Here is a 17501-nt window from a genome sequence, read left to right as displayed (position 1 = left end):
TTCTTTGAGTAGGTAAGTTTAAACCTGCAATCCTGTTTAAGCTTACCTTTATTTTTCGTTGTTTTTCTTCTAGGAGTGATTCATGGCTAAATTACCTGATGTTTTGTGGATTAATGTCAATCCCAGTTTTCGACGGTTCCATCGTCCCCTGCTGAGGCTATTATCTGCCCATGTCCCCCTGGCAGAATGGCAATATGAGCAGACGGAAGATGAGGGAACTTGCTTAAATCAGGGGTTAGGATTACTGCATCATCATATTCAGCAGTACGATCGCCCCTTACACTTACTCGGTCATGGTACGGGAGGTTTGTTAGCCCTATTGTATACTCGCCGCTATCCCCAAAGCGTGCGATCGCTCACTTTGCTCTCTGTGGGGGTATATCCGGCCATCGATTGGCAAGCTCATTACTATGTACAATTGGGTTTACTGCCCTGTTCCCGCGATCGCATCCTAACCCAAAGTGCCTATAATCTCTTTGGGGTTCATTCTCCACCCGTCATTGAAGAATTAGTGAGAATCTTAGAAAAGGACTTAAAAACCTCCCTCTCTCCCCATTCCCTCTATAGACGCACTCAAATTCTGCCCAGTGAACTCGATCCCCCCCTATTCGTCAGTCGAGGAAAACAGGATCTAGTTGTCGATCCGAGCTTATTTGAGGGATGGAAACCTTGGTTAAAAGAGGGCGATCGCCTTTGGGAATATCCCCATGGACGTTATTTTTTCCACCATACCCATCCCCAACCCATCAAGCGTCAGATTCTCAACTTCTGGAAATCCTTAACCCCACTTTACTCCGCCCTCAAAAGTGCTTAAAGCGCTACGCGCTGGTAATGGGTAATAGGTAATGGGTAATCGCTTTTCCCTCACTTTAGAAGTGCGAGCATCTTGCTCGCTTATTCCTTACTACTGCCGTGACAACCCTAAAATGGTGGGTTACGGCGGATTGATAGATTGCTGTCAGAGTCTAGGTTTTAGCCGCCTAACCCACCCTACGCTAATGCACATTTTTAGCTGTGTCACGGCACTAGGGTGCATTAAAAACGCACCCTAAAGGACTTAAAGGAAAGCGAGGAGTGCGAGCATCTTGCTCGCTGTTGTGTACCAAAGCGAGCAGGGTGCATTAAAAACGCACCCCACAGAACGACTTACCCCCCAAAGCCTTTACCCCGATGGGTGGAGGGGAGAGTTAGACAATTATTCAACTGAGAGAGCAGGGATTCTCGATCCAAATCTTGACCAATTAACACAAGCTGGTTTTTCGGTTCTCCCTTCCATTCTTGATCGTCGAGGGTAAACCGTTTCCCACTCAAGTGAAAGATATGGCACATGGGACTTTCATCAAACCAGAGAATACCCTTAGCGCGAAAGATATTGGGGGGTAACTGGTGATCGAGAAACTTTTGAAACTTCTTAATCGAGAAGGGGCGATCGCTCTGAAATGAGATCGACATAAACCCATCATTGTCCAAATGGTTAGAATGATGGTGATGGTCATGATCGTGAGCGTGGTGATGTTCATGGTGATGCTCATGATCGTGTTCATGACTATGATCGCCCTCTTCTTCAAGATATTTATCCGACTCAAACAAACCCACACTCAAAATTAACGGCAACGAAACCTGACTTTTCACCGTTCTTAAAATCCGAGCATCCGCCTTAATATCGCGGATTTTCACCTCCAAACTATCCACATCCGCTTCATCTACCAGATCGGTCTTATTCAACAGAATAATATCCCCATAGGCAATCTGACTATAGGCCGCTTCGGAATTAAACAAATCTAAGCTAAAATTCTCCGAATCTACCAGCGTCACAATCGAATCAAGACGGGTCAAATCGCGCAATTCCGTACCTAAAAACGTTAGCGCAACGGGAAGAGGGTCAGCAATTCCTGTGGTTTCGACCACCAAATAATCTAGATTTTTTTGGCGCTCTAACACCCGATAAACTGCATCCGCTAATTCATTATTAATCGTGCAGCAAATACAACCATTACTCAATTCCACCATATCCTCATCAGTGGAAATAATCAGTTCATTATCAATGCCTATTTCGCCAAATTCATTCACCAGGACAGCCGTTTTTATCCCCTGTTGGTTACTAAGAATATGATTGAGTAGGGTGGTTTTGCCACTTCCGAGGAACCCCGTGATGATGGTTACTGGTAAAGGGGGTAAAGCGGTATCTTGTTGTTCAGATGGGTTAGAGGTTACTGCTGAGGTCATAAGGGTACTGTGAAAACAATTCTCAACTTTTCTATTATTACCCATAAATCAGGAATTGGGCGATCGCCTCACCTAGGGCCCTATGCGCTGCCCAGTAATGAGTAATGAGTAAGATTAGCCCTATGCTTCCTGGACATGGATGCGATCGTAGATGCTAGAGAGCAGATGTTGAAAGACAATCTTTTTAAATTCATCATTATTCATATACTGCATAAAGATTTGCTCGTTGCCCTCCATGCGCTCAATCAAGATGTCTTCCAGGTTTTGACTGAGGACTTGGGCAAAGTTTTCTTTGGTATTTACTTTGGCGGCTTGATTGAGAGAGTCTTTGGCGATCGCCGTTTCGGTGATTTGCTCGAAAAAGAGTTGATCGGCAAGGGTAAACTCTGTGGCAAACCGTTTGTTGAGCGTCTCGATGAGTTGAGATAGGGGCACTTCTTTATCGGCTTGTCCTGTACCGGCGGCGGTAGCTCCGCGTAATCCTTCGGCTTCACCTTCTGTGAGATCGATTTTGCCTTCACTAATTTTTTCGAGGCGATAGAACTTTAATTCGATGTCACCGGATAAATCAATTTTGGGGGCACTGGCATTGCGGGGAAGTTTCTTCAGCAGAAAGCGACTATAGGCATAGAGTTTTTCGAGGTCAGAATCTTGGTAGGGGATAATCTGAGCAAGGAATAGGTAGAGGTTTCGGAAGCTGATCAGTTGGCTTCTAAATTGTTCTTGGTCTTCTTCTGCAAGGTTTAGATAGCTGTCAATGATTGGATCAAGAAGGCTATTGAGTTTTTGGTGTTCGCCTCTGGTGAGGGATATTTTGGGGCGGAACCAAATTTCGCACCATTGGCTTACGTCATCTTCGCTGAAGAGTTGCCAGGCGTAGAGTTCATGACTGAGTTGATAGAGCTGCTGAGGATCGGCGGTGTCTCCGAGGGGAGTTTCTTCGTAATAGGGCTTAAAGGCTTTATAGATGTCCTCTGGAGTATTGACGAAATCCAGCACAAAGGTATCGTCTTTGCCCGTGGTGGTACGGTTGAGGCGGGATAGGGTTTGGACGGCTTGAACTCCGGCTAGGCGTTTATCGACAAACAGGGTGTGGAGCAAGGGTTGATCGAATCCGGTTTGGTATTTGTTGGCAACCAGTAAAACTTGATATTCTTCGCTCTCGAATTTGTCGGGGATTTCGCTGGATTTAACGCCTTTGTTCATGCTGACTTCGGTAAAGCTTTGGTCGGGAAATTCAGGCAGGGTTAGGGAACCGGAAAAAGCGACGAGGGATTTAATATCGGTATAGCCTTTGGCTTGGATGTATTGATCGAAGGCGAGTTTGTATTTAACGGCGTGTTCCCGCGATCGCGTCACAACCATCGCTTTGGCTCTGCCTCCGATTTTGTGGCGGGTATGAGTGCGGAAATGTTCGATGATAATTTCGACTTTTTGGGCGATGTTGTGGGGGTGGAGTTCGACAAAACGGGCGATCGCCTGGGCAGTTTTCCGGCGGGGGAGTTCGGGATCTGCTTCGCTGAGTAGCACCAGTTCGTAATAGCGTTCGTAGCAGGTATAGTTTGCCAACACATCTTTAATATAGCCTTCCTCGATCGCCTGGCGCATGGTGTAGAGATGGAAGGGTGATTCGCCACTGTCACCGGGTTCATCGAATACCAGCAGGGTTTTTTGTTTGGGGGTGGCGGTAAAGGCGAAATAACTGAGGTTGGGTTGTTTGGTGCGTTGGAGTTGTTCGCGGATTAGTTCCTTTTTGGCTTCCTCGCTGAGGTCTTCTTCCTCGTCTTCGTCTAGGAGTTGGTTGGCGATCGCCGCTTCGATGCCGTCTTGATTGAGGATTTTACGCAGTTCGGTGGCGCTTTCTCCCGTCTGGGAGCTATGGGCTTCGTCGATGATCAGGGCAAAGCGTTTATCTTGGGTGTCGATGGTGAGGGTTTTGCCCTTTTTCTCTAGGGTTTGGAGGGCTTGGGTAATGAAGGGAAATTTCTGGATTGTGGAGATGATGATCGATGTGCCATCGCTCAAGGCTTTGGCGAGTTGTTGGGTGTTTTCGTCGATTTTCTGCACCACTCCGGCTTTATGGTCGAACTGATAGATCGTGTTTTGGAGTTGGCGATCGAGTACGGTGCGATCGGTGATCACGATGACGCTATGAAATATTTTTTGGTCGTCGCGGTCGTGGAGGTTGGCGAGGCGGTGGGCTAACCAAGCGATGGAGTTGGATTTGCCGGAGCCTGCGGAATGTTGGATGAGGTAATTGTGTCCGGCTTGGTTGGCTTTGGTGTGGGTGATGAGTTTACGGACGACATCGAGTTGATGGTATCGGGGGAAAATCAGGGTTTCTTTGGTTTGATATCGGACACCGTTTTCGTCGGTGATTTTGATTTCTTGGGTTTGGAGGTGAAGGAACCGCGCCAAGATATCGAGCAGGCTTTCTCTGGTCAATACCTCTTGCCAAAGGTAGCTGACTTTATAGCCGTCGGGGTTGCTGGGGTTGCCTGCGCCGTGGTGATGTCCTTGGTTAAAGGGGAGAAAATAGGTGCTTGTTCCGGCCAGTTTTGTGGTCATGTGGACTTCTTCTGTGCCTACGGCGAAATGAACTAAGCACCGTTGTTTGAAGACAAAGAGGGGATCTTTGGGGTCGCGGTCGTGGCGATATTGATGGATCGCGTTTTCGGCGCAGCTTCCGGTAAAGGCGTTTTTAAGTTCGAGGGTGGCGACGGGTAAGCCATTGACGCTCAGGATGATATCGGGGATGCGTCCGGTTTTAATTTTGACTTGGCGGGTACAGGTGAGGCGATTTTGTTGGTAGAGTGCCAAGGTGTCGGGGTTCATGCCGGTGTTGGGCTGGAAGTAGGCGACCTGAAATTTTTTGCCATAGCATTTGAAGCCATTCCGCAAGACATCGAGCATTCCTCGGCTGGCGAGGTCTTTACTGAGGCTTTCGATCAGGGTTTTTTCGGCATCGGTGGGGCTGGTTTTGCTGAATTTTTCCCATTTTTTGCCTTGGGTTTTTTTGATGAAGTCGATAATCTCGCGGGGGAACAGGGCAAGGTCGGGGTCATAGTCTTCGGGGTTGCCTTGGTGATAACCGCCGTCGGTGAGTAATTCTTGTTCGATGGTGTCTTCAAAGTTTTTTTCAAGGTGCATGATGGCTCGTTAACTCAGGGTTTGTAGGCAAGAAGCATTGGTTAAATTGGCATCTACGGTGGCAAGGGTTAGGTTGTAATAAACGGCGGTTGCGGCAATGAATCGATCGCCGGGGTCTTGGTGGGCTAAGTTTAATTGACGGCTTAGAATCGCGATTTCATTCGTAATTGGGGCTTCTTTTGTATCTAGTTCCTCTAGACTATTTTGAATCCACTGTTCTGCTGTGGGTGCAAGGGTAATTCTACTTTTTTCAGCCAGAAGCAAAGTTTCCCAAATACTCATGGGACTTAGCCATAACTCATTCGTTTGATCGTTGATAATTGTTTGCAGGTTTAAAGATAGGCGTGGATTACCAAGGCGATACCATAACCAGATATGGGTATCTAGTAATAGTTTCATGACAGTACATCCCATGTCACTAGATTTGATGTGGGTTCAACAATATCGCCAATAATTTTTCCTGTGCCTTTTGCTGAACCAAAGGCGGCTCGTTTGGGTTTGGTGGTGGGGGAAATGATCGCGAGGGGTCGATCGCCGTCGGTAATGGAGATCGCTTCTCCGGTTTCGGCGATTTGGTGTAGGAGGGTTTGGAGGGATTCGGGGAGGTCGGAGATGTTTAGGGTTTGCATGGTGTTTGGTTGGGTTGAGGAATAGGGGTTAGGGTTGCGGGATGGGAATATGACGGACATCGATTTTGCCTGTGACGGCGTTGGTGATCAGGGCGGTGCGATATTCTTTTAATTTTTCAATCGCTTCTTTAATTTTCTTAACTTGAAGTAATTGATCTTCTAATGAGATCATAAAAAACTGTGTGATGTCTAGTTGCTCTTTAAATGGAGGAATTGGTATTTCTAACTCTTTAAAAGTGCTAAATCTAAATCTTGGCGCTCTTTCTCTAACTGATGGACAAATAACATAAATGTAATCTCTCTGAGCCATACAACGTAGCAAAGAAGCATAGTAATTGTTAGAAGTTTCTGGATTGAATGGTTCACAAATAACATATTCTGGCGAACATCTTCCATCTGATTCAGAAACCCCAATCGCACCAGCAAAGGCATCCATTGACTGAATCACCAAATCGCCTTTTTTAACGCCTTGATAACCAACTTCTTTTATTGCAAAAGTATATCCATCCGCTCTCCTATTTTCACGTAAAGTTACTTGTCCATCTCGGTATGCTGTGACAACACCACTAGACTTTGGGATAGGTCGTGAAGCCTGAGAATAGACATATTTAGCTTTTTTGATTTCCCAATGCTCTGGAATATCGCCTAGCCACTTAATGCCAGAATCTTTCATTGGGGCGGTGGGGTCGAGTCCTTTGGTGACGGCATGGGTGATGAGGGCGGTGCGTTTTTCGTCGAGCTTTTCGAGGAGGGCTTCTTTTTTGGCGATCAGGTCGTCTATTTGTTTGGTTTTGTGATCTAAAAATCGGGCGATCGTCTCCTGCTCCTCCAGTGGCGGCAAACCAATTGTTATTGCCCCAACTGTTTCTGTATTTAAATTTAATTGTGTTCCTAATTTACCAAGCCCTAAATAAGGTTGGCCGCTATAGAAAATATAGTATATAAATTTTCGATTAATGTTTAGATCGGGAAAATAAACAAAACCATCATGGATACAGCATTTTATATTTGCGATCATAGGCTTACCAACCGAGCCAGCAATACTAAGGAATAAATCGCCAACTTCTAATGGAACACTAAAACTTTTACCAAGTTTTGATAGTCGTTGTGTCGTTTTTTCCAAATAGTGATCGCTTGCTGTAACATCAGCGATTCTTACCCAAGCATATTCACCGTCATCATCAAAATATTTTGGGTCATCGATTGGACGTGGTGAAGCTCCTCTTTTTATGGAAGTTAAACGTTTGATTTTTAGGCTTTTCCAATGTTCAGGAATATCCCCTAACCACTCAATCCCAGAATCCTTATACTTTTCGTAAGCCTGATATTTACTCATCAAAAACCCCAGCTAAATCATCATCAAGCTGGTCACAAATCCCAGCATCATCAACCTCAAGATCAATATCCGCACAACTACCCGCCAGATTGAGCAGACCCCCATCATGGAGCATATGATTTTGCTTCAAAAAACAATTCAGCTCCTCTTCAGAATAAAAACTCAATGACTCCCGAAACTCATCAAACGTAATCAATCCCCCTTTCATCGCATCCAAAATCAGATGACTTAAAGCCCATTGAGATAAATCGCCCCACTGTTTTTGAACCTCATCCGTTAACTTATCCGGCAAATTGATCGTTATCTGCATAATGACTTAACCTCAAATTGAACTTCCTTGATCCTAGTTTAGACCACCTCTCCCAGCATCGCGATAATCTCCGACTCCAGCCCCTTAATATCCTCCTCAATCTCAGCCAACGGACGCGGCGGCTCATAGACATAAAAATGACGATTTAACGGAATCTCATAACCCACCTTTGTTTTAGAAAAATCAATCCAAGCATCCGGCACATGGGGCAACACCTCCGCCGCCAGATAATCCAAACAATGCGACCTCACCAAATCCACCAACGCCGACCCATCCGCATCCTTGCCATACCCCAACGGCAACGGTAGAGCAATATCCTTCGGCAAAGGCACAATCTCCGTATCCCGTAAATTACTATCCGGCTCCGGCTGTCCCTTCTTATCCCGACAAATCTCCGCCTCCGGGTCAGCCACCGACAACGCCCCCAAAATCGCCTTTTTTACCGGCGCTTTCAGACTCAACCCCGCCGCCTTCAAAACCCGATCCAAATCCCGCAGAAACTCATCCCGCGACAGATATAACCGCGAACCATCCAACCCCCCCAACGCCGCAATAATGTCCTGCTGGAGCGCCTCACCCGCCTCAATTTCTGCCCGTTGCGCCTTGAGGTCTTTCCGCTTCTTGCTCGTCGCCAAATTCTTAAACGCCGACTGCTCCCAAAGCAGAGCAATCCGCTCCGCCGAAGCCTGAACATTCAACCGTAACGGACGCTCCACCGTAATTTTAAGGAAACCAAACGCCCGATTATCAAAAATCTTCGAGCAGATCCGCTCTTGAGATTGGCCATCAATGAAAACCTGACTCGTCGCATCCTGCCCAAAATCCCCATAGAGCCGCACCAATTCCCGGATGTGATCCTCAGAAAGCTCATGGCGCTTATCCCCCTGGCTCTTCTTCATCTTCTGGAAATGCTTCGTCCCATCAATAAGCTGTACCTTACCCTTGCGGTGCGCTGGCTTCTTATTCGTCACCAACCAAACATAGGTAAAAATCCCCGTGTTATAAAACATCTGATCCGGCAGCGCCACCACCGCATCTAACCAATCATTCTCAATGATCCAACGGCGAATATTACTCTCCCCACTACCCGCATCCCCCGTAAACAAAGGCGACCCATTAAACACCACCGCAATCCGTGACCCATCGCCCCCCTGCTCCGGCGGTGCATACATCTTCGAGATCATATGCTGAAGAAACAACAACGACCCATCATTAATCCTCGGAGTCCCCGCCCCGAAACGCCCCTTAAACCCTTGGGTATCATATTCATCCTCAACAAAACTCTGCTCCGGCTTCCACTCCACCCCAAACGGCGGATTGGCAAACATATAGTGAAACTGCTTGCCGAGATGACCATCATGGGGGACAAAATTATTCCCCTTCGGCTTCGCATCTTTTAACCCCAACGTATCGCCATAAACCACATTCTCAATCGGTTCATCCTTAATCAACAAATCAGAACAACAAATCGCATAGGCTTCCGGGTTATATTCCTGCCCAAAGAGGGCCAAATTTGCCGCCCCATTTTGCAGCTTAATAAACTCTTCTGCCACCGAGAGCATCCCCCCCGTTCCTGCCGTCGGGTCGTAGATACGCTTGTAAATCCCCGGCTCGAAAATATCCGCCTCCTCACAAAACACCAGATTCACCATCAGCCGAATCACCTCACGGGGTGTAAAATGATCCCCCGCTTCTTCATTGGCCTGCTCGTTGAATTTCTTGATCAGCTCCTCAAAGACCTTGCCCATGTCGAAGTTAGACAACCGCGCCGGAGATAGATCGATCTCAGAACTACAAAAATCCTTGATCACCAGGTAAAGACGGTTACTTTCTTCGAGTTTCTCGATCTCTTGATCAAAATTAAACTTCTCGAAAATATCCCGCGCCCGTGGTGAGAACCCATTGATATAGTTCCGCAGATTATTCGCAATCCCATCCGAATCCTCCAGCAACCCCGTCAAGGTAAACTCACTGAGGTTATAGAGTGCCTGCGTCCGATCGCCCCCCAACGCAACTTTAGCGATCGCCTTTTCAAACGCCTCACCCTCCAAACCCATAGCCTTAAACTTAACTGCTGACTCTAGCACCTTCTGCTTAGTCGGCTCAAGTACCAAATCCAAACGACGCAACACAATCAAGGGCAACATCACCCGACGATATTGGGGCGGACGGTAGGGGCCGCGCAGCTTATCGGCGATACTCCAGATAAAGCCGACAATATCTTGATGGTTGGTTTTCTCTTGTGGTGTCGTCAATGGGGGGATCTCGCTCATCGTGAAAATACACCTTAACTAGCTTACTCTATGAGGAACCTGGCGGCGATCGGTAATAACGGTGGATATCCCTTGAGCGCCCAAAAGTTAAAGCGGCTATAATTGCTATTAGAAAACTTAGAAATTAAGCCAAGATGGAAAGCACAATTACGATCGCTCTCACCCCAGAAGGTAACTTAGAACTCCCTCCAGAGATTCGAGAAAAATTTGCTAACGGCGAACAATACTCGGTATTGACAACAGAAGATTCGATTATTTTCAAAAAGAACCCCATATCTTCATCTTCTATTAAGAACAATCACTTACCCTTAATTCCAGAACAACCCTATGCCTACTATGCCGATCCAGAAGAACCTGCCATCCCCTCAGAAGACTGGAATATGGAAAATGAAGATCAAGGCATTTTATGATTATTTTGGACACTCATATTTTAGTTTGGTGGATACAAAATGATCCTCAATTAAATTCCTATCACCGTGAATGTATCGAACAGCAAAGAAGTAATGGATTAGGCGTTTGTACAATCAGTTTAATTGAGATAGCCAGATTAGTCAGTGCGGGCCGAATTATTCTGCCCATACCGATCGCTCAATGGTTCGAGATCGCCCTAGGGCAAGAATGCGTAATGCTGATATCAATTACACCAGCTATAGCAATTGAGGCTCAAACCTTACCTGGTGATTTTCACAAAGATCCAGCAGATAGAATCATTGTTGCCACAGCCCGATTATCTGATGCTTCTATTGTGACCGTCGATCGGAAAATACTCAACTATCCCTATGTTCAAGCGATTCCACCAACGACCCCTTGATTGTTTTCTCTGCGATTGACTAATTTATTACCCATTACTCATTACTCAATTTGGTATGATGAGGGCTGATCCATTGAACTCTGTGCTATCGCCCCATGACCCTAACGTTGACCAATACCCTCACCCGCAGTAAACAACCCTTATATTCTTCGCTCTCGAATTTTTCATGGTTTGGTACTGTGGATACTCATCAAAAAAATTAGCCTTGTAGGATAGGGGTTGCTAAGTTACAAACTTCTTCCTGACTCAAAATTCGTTTTTCATCGCGAGCCTTTTGTAAAATGAGATCGACGACACTCTCTGGGGCCGTTAGACCCTGGCGGTGCAAGATGAATTTAACATTAGAACGGCCGCTGTGCGGGCCGACTTGAATCTGATAATCAAGCCCTACGATATGAGGATCCATCGACGAATACACCGCAGCCGCGATATCGGCTTCGCCGCGCATTTCCGCTTTGAGAATTCCCGAGGCGTGAAGTCCAGCTTGAGTGACAAATGCGTTGCGTCCGAAGATGGGATAGTTGGGAGAAATTGTTAAGCCACAAACCTCAGCCATTCGTCGAACGTACTCTTTTAAGGTAGAAATATCGTGGGGCCACAAATTTTGAAGTTTTAGGTTCACCAACAACAGTTCGAGAGGAATATTTCCGGCTCGCTCTCCAATGCCTAAAACCGTGCCGTCGATCGCGTCGGCTCCAGCCCGAATAGCAGCTAAAGCGTTAGCAACCCCCAAGCCGCGATCGTTGTGTCCGTGAAAGGACAAATGCGCTCCATAGCCGCGATCGTCGAGGAACTTTCGACAGTAACGAATAAGACGTTCTATCCCAAATGGGGTAATATGACCGACGGTATCGCAAATGGACAACACCTCTACACCGGCTTCAACCGCAGCCGTAAAGAAACGTTCGATGACTTGGGGTTCGGCGCGGCTCGTATCTTCCATACCTAGCAACGTGGGTACGCCTAATTGTGTTGCATAGCTGATACCAGAGGCGATCGCGCGTTCTAATCGATCGAGATCGTTAGTTTCTACATATCGGCGAATGGGAGAACAACCGACGACTAATCGGGCGAGAATGGAACGGCCGCTTGCTTGTTGGATATCGGCGATCGCTTCAATATCTTCGGCGATCGCCCGTCCGAGTAAGGACAAACGCAAACGCAAGTTTTCCTGGCTAGCCTGCTTACACAAGTCCAGGGCTTCTCGATAAGCAACACCTTGAGCCGGAAAGCCAACGGCTGCTTCGTTAACCCCCAAGCGGTCGAGTTGGACTAACAGTTCTAACTTTTCCTCGATCGAAGGCTGGCGGGGAACGTTTCCTTGCAGTCCGTCTCGCAAGGTTTCGTCACAAATATTAATGGATTGGGCCCTCGACGAGGGGGTATCTTGATTCCAATCATAAATTAGGTCAGAGGCTTTCATGTCTCGATTTTTGCCGTAAAACAACAATAAAACAGCCTGCCTATTGTAGCAATATAACTAGCTGCCTGTTTTATGTCAATAAAAAGATTCAATCATGCCTGCGACCTCTGTGTTAGTATTGTAAACTATACGAGTTCTATATCCCTCTTCTGTCACTCTCCGAGAATTAAGATAGAATAATGTAGAAGCTCAATCGCTGAAAGCGAGACACACTGATGGTCTTGGGAAGCTGACAAGCTTGTCTCGTGCTTCCCAAGACGCTCAACCCGGATAATTGGCAGATTTCCTATTCCTTGAACTCGGAGAGTGACAGAAGAGGGTTAGTCAGGGGAATAAAACCAGATTTGGTATGATGAGGGCTGATCCATTGAACTCTGTACTATCGCCCCATGACCCTAACGTTGACCAATACCCTCACCCGCAGTAAACAACCCTTCGAGTCCCTGGAACCGGGGAAAGTCCGGATTTACTGTTGCGGAGTCACCGTTTATGACTACTGTCATCTCGGTCATGGGCGGTCTTATATTGCTTGGGATACCCTGCGGCGCTATCTGCAATGGCAAGGCTATCAGGTGCGTTACGTGCAGAATTTTACCGATATTGATGATAAAATCCTCAACCGTGCCAGGGAAACCGGGTCAACCATGGAAGCAGTAGCCGAAAAATATACCCAAACCTACTTTGAAGATATGGCGCGGTTAAATGTCCTAGAAGCCGATGAATATCCCAGGGCAACCCATACCCTCAATGGCATTTTACGCCTGATTCATGAGTTGGAAACCAAAGGCTATGCCTATGCTTCTGAAGGTGATGTCTATTACCAAGTGCGTCAGTTTAAGGACTATGGCAAGCTCTCCGGGCGCAAGTTTGACGAGATGCAAGCGGGAGCATCGGGGAGAGTGGCAGAAAGTGCGGAAGAGTCGAAGAAAAAAGACCCCTTTGATTTTGCCCTGTGGAAGGGAGCAAAACCTGATGAACCGAGTTGGGAGTCTCCCTGGGGAAAAGGCCGCCCCGGATGGCATATTGAATGCTCGGCCATGGTGCGTGACTGTTTGGGAGAGACGATTGATATTCACTGTGGGGGGGCAGATTTGGTGTTTCCCCACCATGAGAATGAGGTAGCGCAGTCGGAAGCGGTGACGGGTCAACCTTTGGCTAACTATTGGTTACATAATGGCTTTGTGACGGTGAATGGGGAAAAAATGTCCAAGTCTTTGGGCAATTTTACGACGATTCGGGATTTGTTGGACTCGGAGAATGGGCCGGAACCGATGGCGCTCCGGTTGTTTGTGCTTCAGGCCCAATATCGTAAACCGATCGATTTTACCCCGGAGGCGATCGCCTCAGCACAACGGTCTTGGAATACCCTCAAGGAGGGGTTATCCTTTGGCTACAAACAGGGTCAAACCTGGGGATGGGACGCGCAGCAGGCAAGATCGGAGGATCTCAACCCGGAAAGTGTGGCGAATTTCAATCGTGCCATGGATGATGACCTCAACACATCAGGCGCATTAGCCGTATTATTTGAATTAGCCAAAGGGTTAAACCGGGAACAGAATCGCTTGATTCATGAAGGTAAAACGGCAGTCGATCCAGAGCAGTTATATCGACAGTGGTATACCTTGGTTAGCTTGTCGCAAGTGTTGGGGTTAGAAGTGGAAAACGAGACCCCAAGCGCTTCCGAAGGATCGCAACTGAGCGATGAGGAGATTGAAGCGGCGATCGCCGCTCGTCAAGCTGCGCGAAAAGCCAAAAACTTTGCCGAAGCCGATCGCCTTCGCGACGACTTACAAAACCAAGGCATTACCCTCATCGATCAACCCGGTGGCCTTACCCAATGGCATCGTCATATCCATTAAAAATTAAAAACATGCGCGAACAACGGATTACTTTTTCCCTGTCCACGTTCCTCTTAACCTTACTTTCGGTGCTGTTAATTGTCCTATTTTGGCAATTACGGGGACTGGTGCTGTTGTTAATGATTTCTATTGTTTTAGCTGCTTCCATTTCTCCCTTAGTGGATGCAGCAGAACGCTTGCGTATTCCCCGATGGCTAGGGGTAATTTTAGTCTATCTAACCCTACTTTCAGGATTAACCGGTCTCGGTTTATTAATCGGCCCTACGGTCGTTCAACAAATCGAGCGCCTGATCCAAAAATTGCCCTCCTATGCTGAAATTTTAGTCCAATTAGCCGAAAATTTACTCGACAATTGGACGAATACCCCCCCAGAACTCTTTAACCTCGTCGATCTACAACAGATTACCAGTTGGCTGATCCGCTCTAGTCAACAATTGGTGCTGCGGTCTTATAGCATTACACGGGGCATTATTGGTGGAGTATTTAGCCTCGTTTTATCCCTATTTATTTCCGGTTATATGGTGGCCGATAGCCAAACCTTAATTAACAGTTTGGTGCGCCTACTTCCCGAACCTTGGGATACTAAAATTGCCGCCCAAGTTCCCACCATTGGCTACCGAATGGGGAGCTATATTCGCGGACGGCTGATCGTCTCATTTATCTTGGGTATTGTCACCACGGTAGGCTTAGGTATCCTAGGACTACGGGAATTTTCCCTGGGTTTAGGGGCGATCGCCGGAGTCACCAACCTGATCCCCTTTATCGGCCCGGTTTTAGGGGCAATTCCCGCCCTTGTCGTGGCGATCGCCTCCGGGGGCTGGATATTTTTGTGGGTACTACTCTTTTTTGTCGTCATTCAAAATATCGAAACCTATATCCTCGATCCCTTTCTGGTGGGTTCATCGGTCGGCGTTCACCCCCTCTATCAACTCTTAGCTGTTCTCGGAGGAACTCAAGTCCTAGGAATTATCGGAGCCTTAATTGTGCCCCCTTGGGTTGCCGGAGCAGCAACCCTGTTGGAAAATCTCTATATTCAACCCAAACTCGCAGCAGAAAAAGCGACCGAAAGCAATGCTCAAGCTACGGAAGATTTGGGAGAAATATGAACAGAACTCGTAGGATGAAACCGGGCAGGAAAAGGAGGATGATAAACCGCAGACATTTCATTAGCAATCTCAACTTTTCCTTTGATCGCCGCTCTGAGTAATCGATTCATGGATCGCTCATCTTCTTCCGTTAAGTTTTCATCTAAAATAGCAGCCATTAAACCATAGCGATCGGCCAAAGTTAAGACTCCAGTTTCTCGTGCAGAAACTAGAATTTCGGAGACCGCGCCCGGTAAGATTTGGTGTTTGAGTAACATAATGAGTCCATCCATATACGATTTTCGATCGCATTAACTATCAACGATACCATGAGTTTTTGCCGTGATTGATATCGCTGCTTTTAAGTGATTGAGATCGCTGGGTAGACAGGGCAACCCCCTCGATTTTTCCCGATTCACTCCGTGTAATCTTGTGCCTTACTTATCCTGAATCGGATATAAATTCAGAATCTTTGGTAAGGTGAACAATAGCGATCCTGTTTTGGAGTAAGTCGCCAATGGCTGAAAATCTATCCAAATTTTCCCCCTCTCAGGAGGAAGAAGTGATTACAGATGATATCCCTGAAGCCTTACGGGATACCCCTGTACCGGTTGCACCAGTGCAAGAGTCGGCATCATCGGGTTCTCAGAGGGGCGTGTGGATTGGATTAGGGGGACTGGCGATCGCCCTCATGACTGGTATTCTGGTTTTGAGAACGAATGTCCTTACCCCAAACTCTGCCTCAGAACCCACAGCTTCCCCATCCCCAACCGCAGAAACCAACGAGTTGGGTGAGGATGCAGTTGAAGAGATGGAGACTGATACTGGGGACTTACTGGGTCATTTTGCTTATGAAGAAGCACCGGTAGAGGATTTGATGGCCATTACTGCTGATGGCAGGTTACGATTACGGAGAATGGCAGCAATTAAATTCCAACAGATGGTGAACGCAGCGCAACGGGATGGAGTAGTATTGGTTCCTCTGTCTGCCTTTCGCACTTTGACGGATCAAGAATACTTATTTTTTGATATTAAAGCTCAACGGGGACAAGTCGCCACAAAACGGGCGGAAGTCAGCGCTCCTCCAGGGTATAGCGAGCATCATACGGGCTATGCGGTTGATATTGGCGATGGCTATGTCCCTGCGGTGGATCTGTCTCCAGAGTTTGAGAATACGGCCGCTTTTCAGTGGTTGGAAGAAAATGCCGCTTATTATAGTTTTGAGTTATCCTTTCCCCGAAATAATCCCCAAGGGATTAATTATGAACCCTGGCACTGGCGTTTTGTGGGCGATCGCCATAGTTTGGAGACGTTTTATAAAGTGCGAGAGCAGTCACAGACTGGGGAACCATCAGAGCCAGAATAGAGAAATATAATGAACCAACTGAGCTTAAATTTGATCGCGATCGCCGTGTTTACCTTAACGCTCTCTAGTCTATTGGGCCCCATCATCCACTTAAATCCAGCAATTCCGGCAGTCACAGCCTTTGGGATTTTAGGATTTATGGCGATCGATAGCCTGCAATGGCAAGGACAAGGGAGTAACCTAGGACTCGGTTTGATTGCTAGTTTATCTCCTCAATACCGCGATCGCCTCCTGCACCACGAAGCGGGCCATTTTCTGGTCGCCTCTGTGCTGGATATTCCCATCACCGGCTATACCCTCAACCCCTGGGAAGCCCTGAAAGCGGGACAACGGGGACAAGCTGGCGTAAGCTTTGATGAACAAGCCATTACTCAACAGCTCAAATCCCCCGCCCTCACCCAGCAATGGATCGACCGCTATTGTCTCCTGTGGATGGCAGGCGTTGCGGCAGAAGAATTGGTTTATGGGAATGCCGAAGGGGGAGCGGATGACCGACAAAACCTCAACACCCTCCTCAAGCTCTATTCCCCTGGTAATGCCGATCTTACTCCCAAGGCAAAATGGGCCAAACTGCAAGCGCAAACCCTGATTGAAACCCATTGGGATGCCTATCAAGCTCTAGTGAGTGCCATGGGCGATCGCTTATCTGTTACTGAATGCCAAGACCAGATTAAACTAGTGAACTACCTACACTAACTCGAAGCGAGTATAGTGTAGGCTTCTGACGTTTGAGGTTTTTTTCATGTTTGGCTAAATGCTTGGGATGGTCATACTTAGAGACTTTGCAACCATCGCTTGTAATAGCAAAATGAGTTAATCCTAAGTCAACCCCAATTACCTTGCCGTCCGTTGAAACTGCGGGATTTTCGCCTTCAGTTTCAGTCAGTAAGGTTTTTCCCAGTGTCTCTGTAAGTCTCAATAGACTTATTTAGAGCGTAGTTCCACCACCATCTAGCACAGCCAAAGTGCTGAGACAGTAGAATTTGTTGCTCTGGTGTTGGGTAAAGTCGAACCTTGAGTGCTTTGTGCAGCA

16 protein-coding genes and 1 pseudogene are annotated in these 17501 nt (G+C 47.1%); 7 read left to right on the top strand and 10 right to left on the bottom strand.

The annotated features are described in order from the left end of the window. Positions 1-82 precede the first annotated feature (82 nt). On the top strand, positions 83-814 hold the full coding sequence (locus PJF56_RS01460; protein WP_283760854.1) for an alpha/beta fold hydrolase: 732 nt from the start codon (positions 83-85) through the stop codon (positions 812-814). Between the two features lie 332 nt (positions 815-1146). Here the strand turns inward: PJF56_RS01460 and PJF56_RS01455 are convergent, their stop codons facing one another. The 7 genes from PJF56_RS01455 to PJF56_RS01425 all read right to left on the bottom strand — a co-directional run bounded on the left by PJF56_RS01455 (position 1147) and on the right by PJF56_RS01425 (position 9924). Next, positions 1147-2226 (bottom strand): CobW family GTP-binding protein, encoded by a 1080-nt coding sequence (locus PJF56_RS01455; RefSeq protein WP_283760853.1) that lies wholly within the window; start codon positions 2224-2226, stop codon positions 1147-1149. 120 nt (positions 2227-2346) lie between these two features. Continuing rightward, positions 2347-5376 carry a type I restriction endonuclease subunit R gene (locus PJF56_RS01450; protein ID WP_283760852.1) on the bottom strand — a complete coding sequence of 1010 codons (3030 nt, stop codon included), beginning with the start codon at positions 5374-5376 and terminating at the stop codon, positions 2347-2349. Positions 5377-5385: 9 nt separating this feature from the next. Then, positions 5386-5775: a type II toxin-antitoxin system VapC family toxin gene (locus tag PJF56_RS01445; protein WP_283760851.1), complete on the bottom strand. Its 390-nt coding sequence runs from the start codon at positions 5773-5775 to the stop codon at positions 5386-5388. Beyond that, positions 5772-6005: a type II toxin-antitoxin system Phd/YefM family antitoxin gene (locus PJF56_RS01440; protein ID WP_283760850.1), complete on the bottom strand. Its 234-nt coding sequence runs from the start codon at positions 6003-6005 to the stop codon at positions 5772-5774. The genes PJF56_RS01445 and PJF56_RS01440 overlap by 4 nt, the downstream gene beginning before the upstream one ends. A 28-nt stretch (positions 6006-6033) precedes the next feature. Next, positions 6034-7341: a restriction endonuclease subunit S gene (locus tag PJF56_RS01435; RefSeq protein ID WP_283760849.1), complete on the bottom strand. Its 1308-nt coding sequence runs from the start codon at positions 7339-7341 to the stop codon at positions 6034-6036. Next, positions 7334-7651 carry a hypothetical protein gene (locus tag PJF56_RS01430; RefSeq protein ID WP_283760848.1) on the bottom strand — a complete coding sequence of 106 codons (318 nt, stop codon included), beginning with the start codon at positions 7649-7651 and terminating at the stop codon, positions 7334-7336. Before PJF56_RS01430 ends, PJF56_RS01435 begins: the two co-directional genes overlap by 8 nt. A gap of 38 nt (positions 7652-7689) precedes the next feature. Continuing rightward, complete coding sequence (locus PJF56_RS01425; RefSeq protein WP_283760847.1) at positions 7690-9924, bottom strand: type I restriction-modification system subunit M; 2235 nt, start codon at positions 9922-9924, stop codon at positions 7690-7692. A 134-nt stretch (positions 9925-10058) separates the two neighbouring features. Between PJF56_RS01425 and PJF56_RS01420 the strand changes: the two genes are divergently transcribed. Together PJF56_RS01420 and PJF56_RS01415 are read left to right on the top strand one after the other, a co-directional pair. Next, a complete protein-coding gene (locus PJF56_RS01420) occupies positions 10059-10334 on the top strand; it encodes a hypothetical protein (protein ID WP_283760846.1) in 276 nt (91 codons plus the stop codon). Next, on the top strand, positions 10331-10735 hold the full coding sequence (locus PJF56_RS01415; RefSeq protein ID WP_283760845.1) for a type II toxin-antitoxin system VapC family toxin: 405 nt from the start codon (positions 10331-10333) through the stop codon (positions 10733-10735). The genes PJF56_RS01420 and PJF56_RS01415 overlap by 4 nt, the downstream gene beginning before the upstream one ends. 199 nt (positions 10736-10934) lie before the next feature. Here PJF56_RS01415 and PJF56_RS01410 read toward each other — a convergent pair whose 3' ends face one another. Next, a complete protein-coding gene (locus PJF56_RS01410; RefSeq protein ID WP_283760844.1) occupies positions 10935-12158 on the bottom strand; it encodes a LeuA family protein in 1224 nt (407 codons plus the stop codon). 389 nt (positions 12159-12547) lie between these two features. On the opposite strand from PJF56_RS01410, the gene cysS reads away from it, so the two are divergent. Continuing rightward, positions 12548-14017, top strand: a complete 1470-nt coding sequence (gene cysS / locus PJF56_RS01405; protein ID WP_283760843.1) for a cysteine--tRNA ligase — start codon at positions 12548-12550, stop codon at positions 14015-14017. Positions 14018-14028: 11 nt separating this feature from the next. Beyond that, the gene (locus PJF56_RS01400) at positions 14029-15123 is read left to right on the top strand and encodes an AI-2E family transporter (protein WP_283760842.1); all 1095 of its coding nucleotides are present in this window, start codon (positions 14029-14031) and stop codon (positions 15121-15123) included. Here the strand turns inward: PJF56_RS01400 and PJF56_RS01395 are convergent. Then, positions 15093-15395 carry a hypothetical protein gene (locus tag PJF56_RS01395; RefSeq protein WP_283760841.1) on the bottom strand — a complete coding sequence of 101 codons (303 nt, stop codon included), beginning with the start codon at positions 15393-15395 and terminating at the stop codon, positions 15093-15095. The two genes, PJF56_RS01400 and PJF56_RS01395, sit on opposite strands and share 31 nt — an antisense overlap. A 224-nt stretch (positions 15396-15619) precedes the next feature. Between PJF56_RS01395 and PJF56_RS01390 the strand changes: the two genes are divergently transcribed. Beyond that, the gene (locus PJF56_RS01390; protein WP_283760840.1) at positions 15620-16468 is read left to right on the top strand and encodes a M15 family metallopeptidase; all 849 of its coding nucleotides are present in this window, start codon (positions 15620-15622) and stop codon (positions 16466-16468) included. A 9-nt stretch (positions 16469-16477) separates the two neighbouring features. Further along, positions 16478-17164, top strand: a complete 687-nt coding sequence (locus tag PJF56_RS01385) for a M41 family metallopeptidase (protein WP_283760839.1) — start codon at positions 16478-16480, stop codon at positions 17162-17164. 13 nt (positions 17165-17177) lie between these two features. Here PJF56_RS01385 and PJF56_RS21980 read toward each other — a convergent pair. Next, positions 17178-17499: pseudogene (locus tag PJF56_RS21980) on the bottom strand (helix-turn-helix domain-containing protein); the annotation flags it as partial. Positions 17500-17501 lie beyond the last annotated feature (2 nt).

It is taken from the genome of Roseofilum halophilum BLCC-M91, from assembly GCF_030068445.1.
GTDB classification, from domain to species: Bacteria; Cyanobacteriota; Cyanobacteriia; order Cyanobacteriales; family Desertifilaceae; genus Roseofilum; species Roseofilum halophilum.
This window is presented reverse-complemented; position numbering and strand designations above follow the sequence as displayed.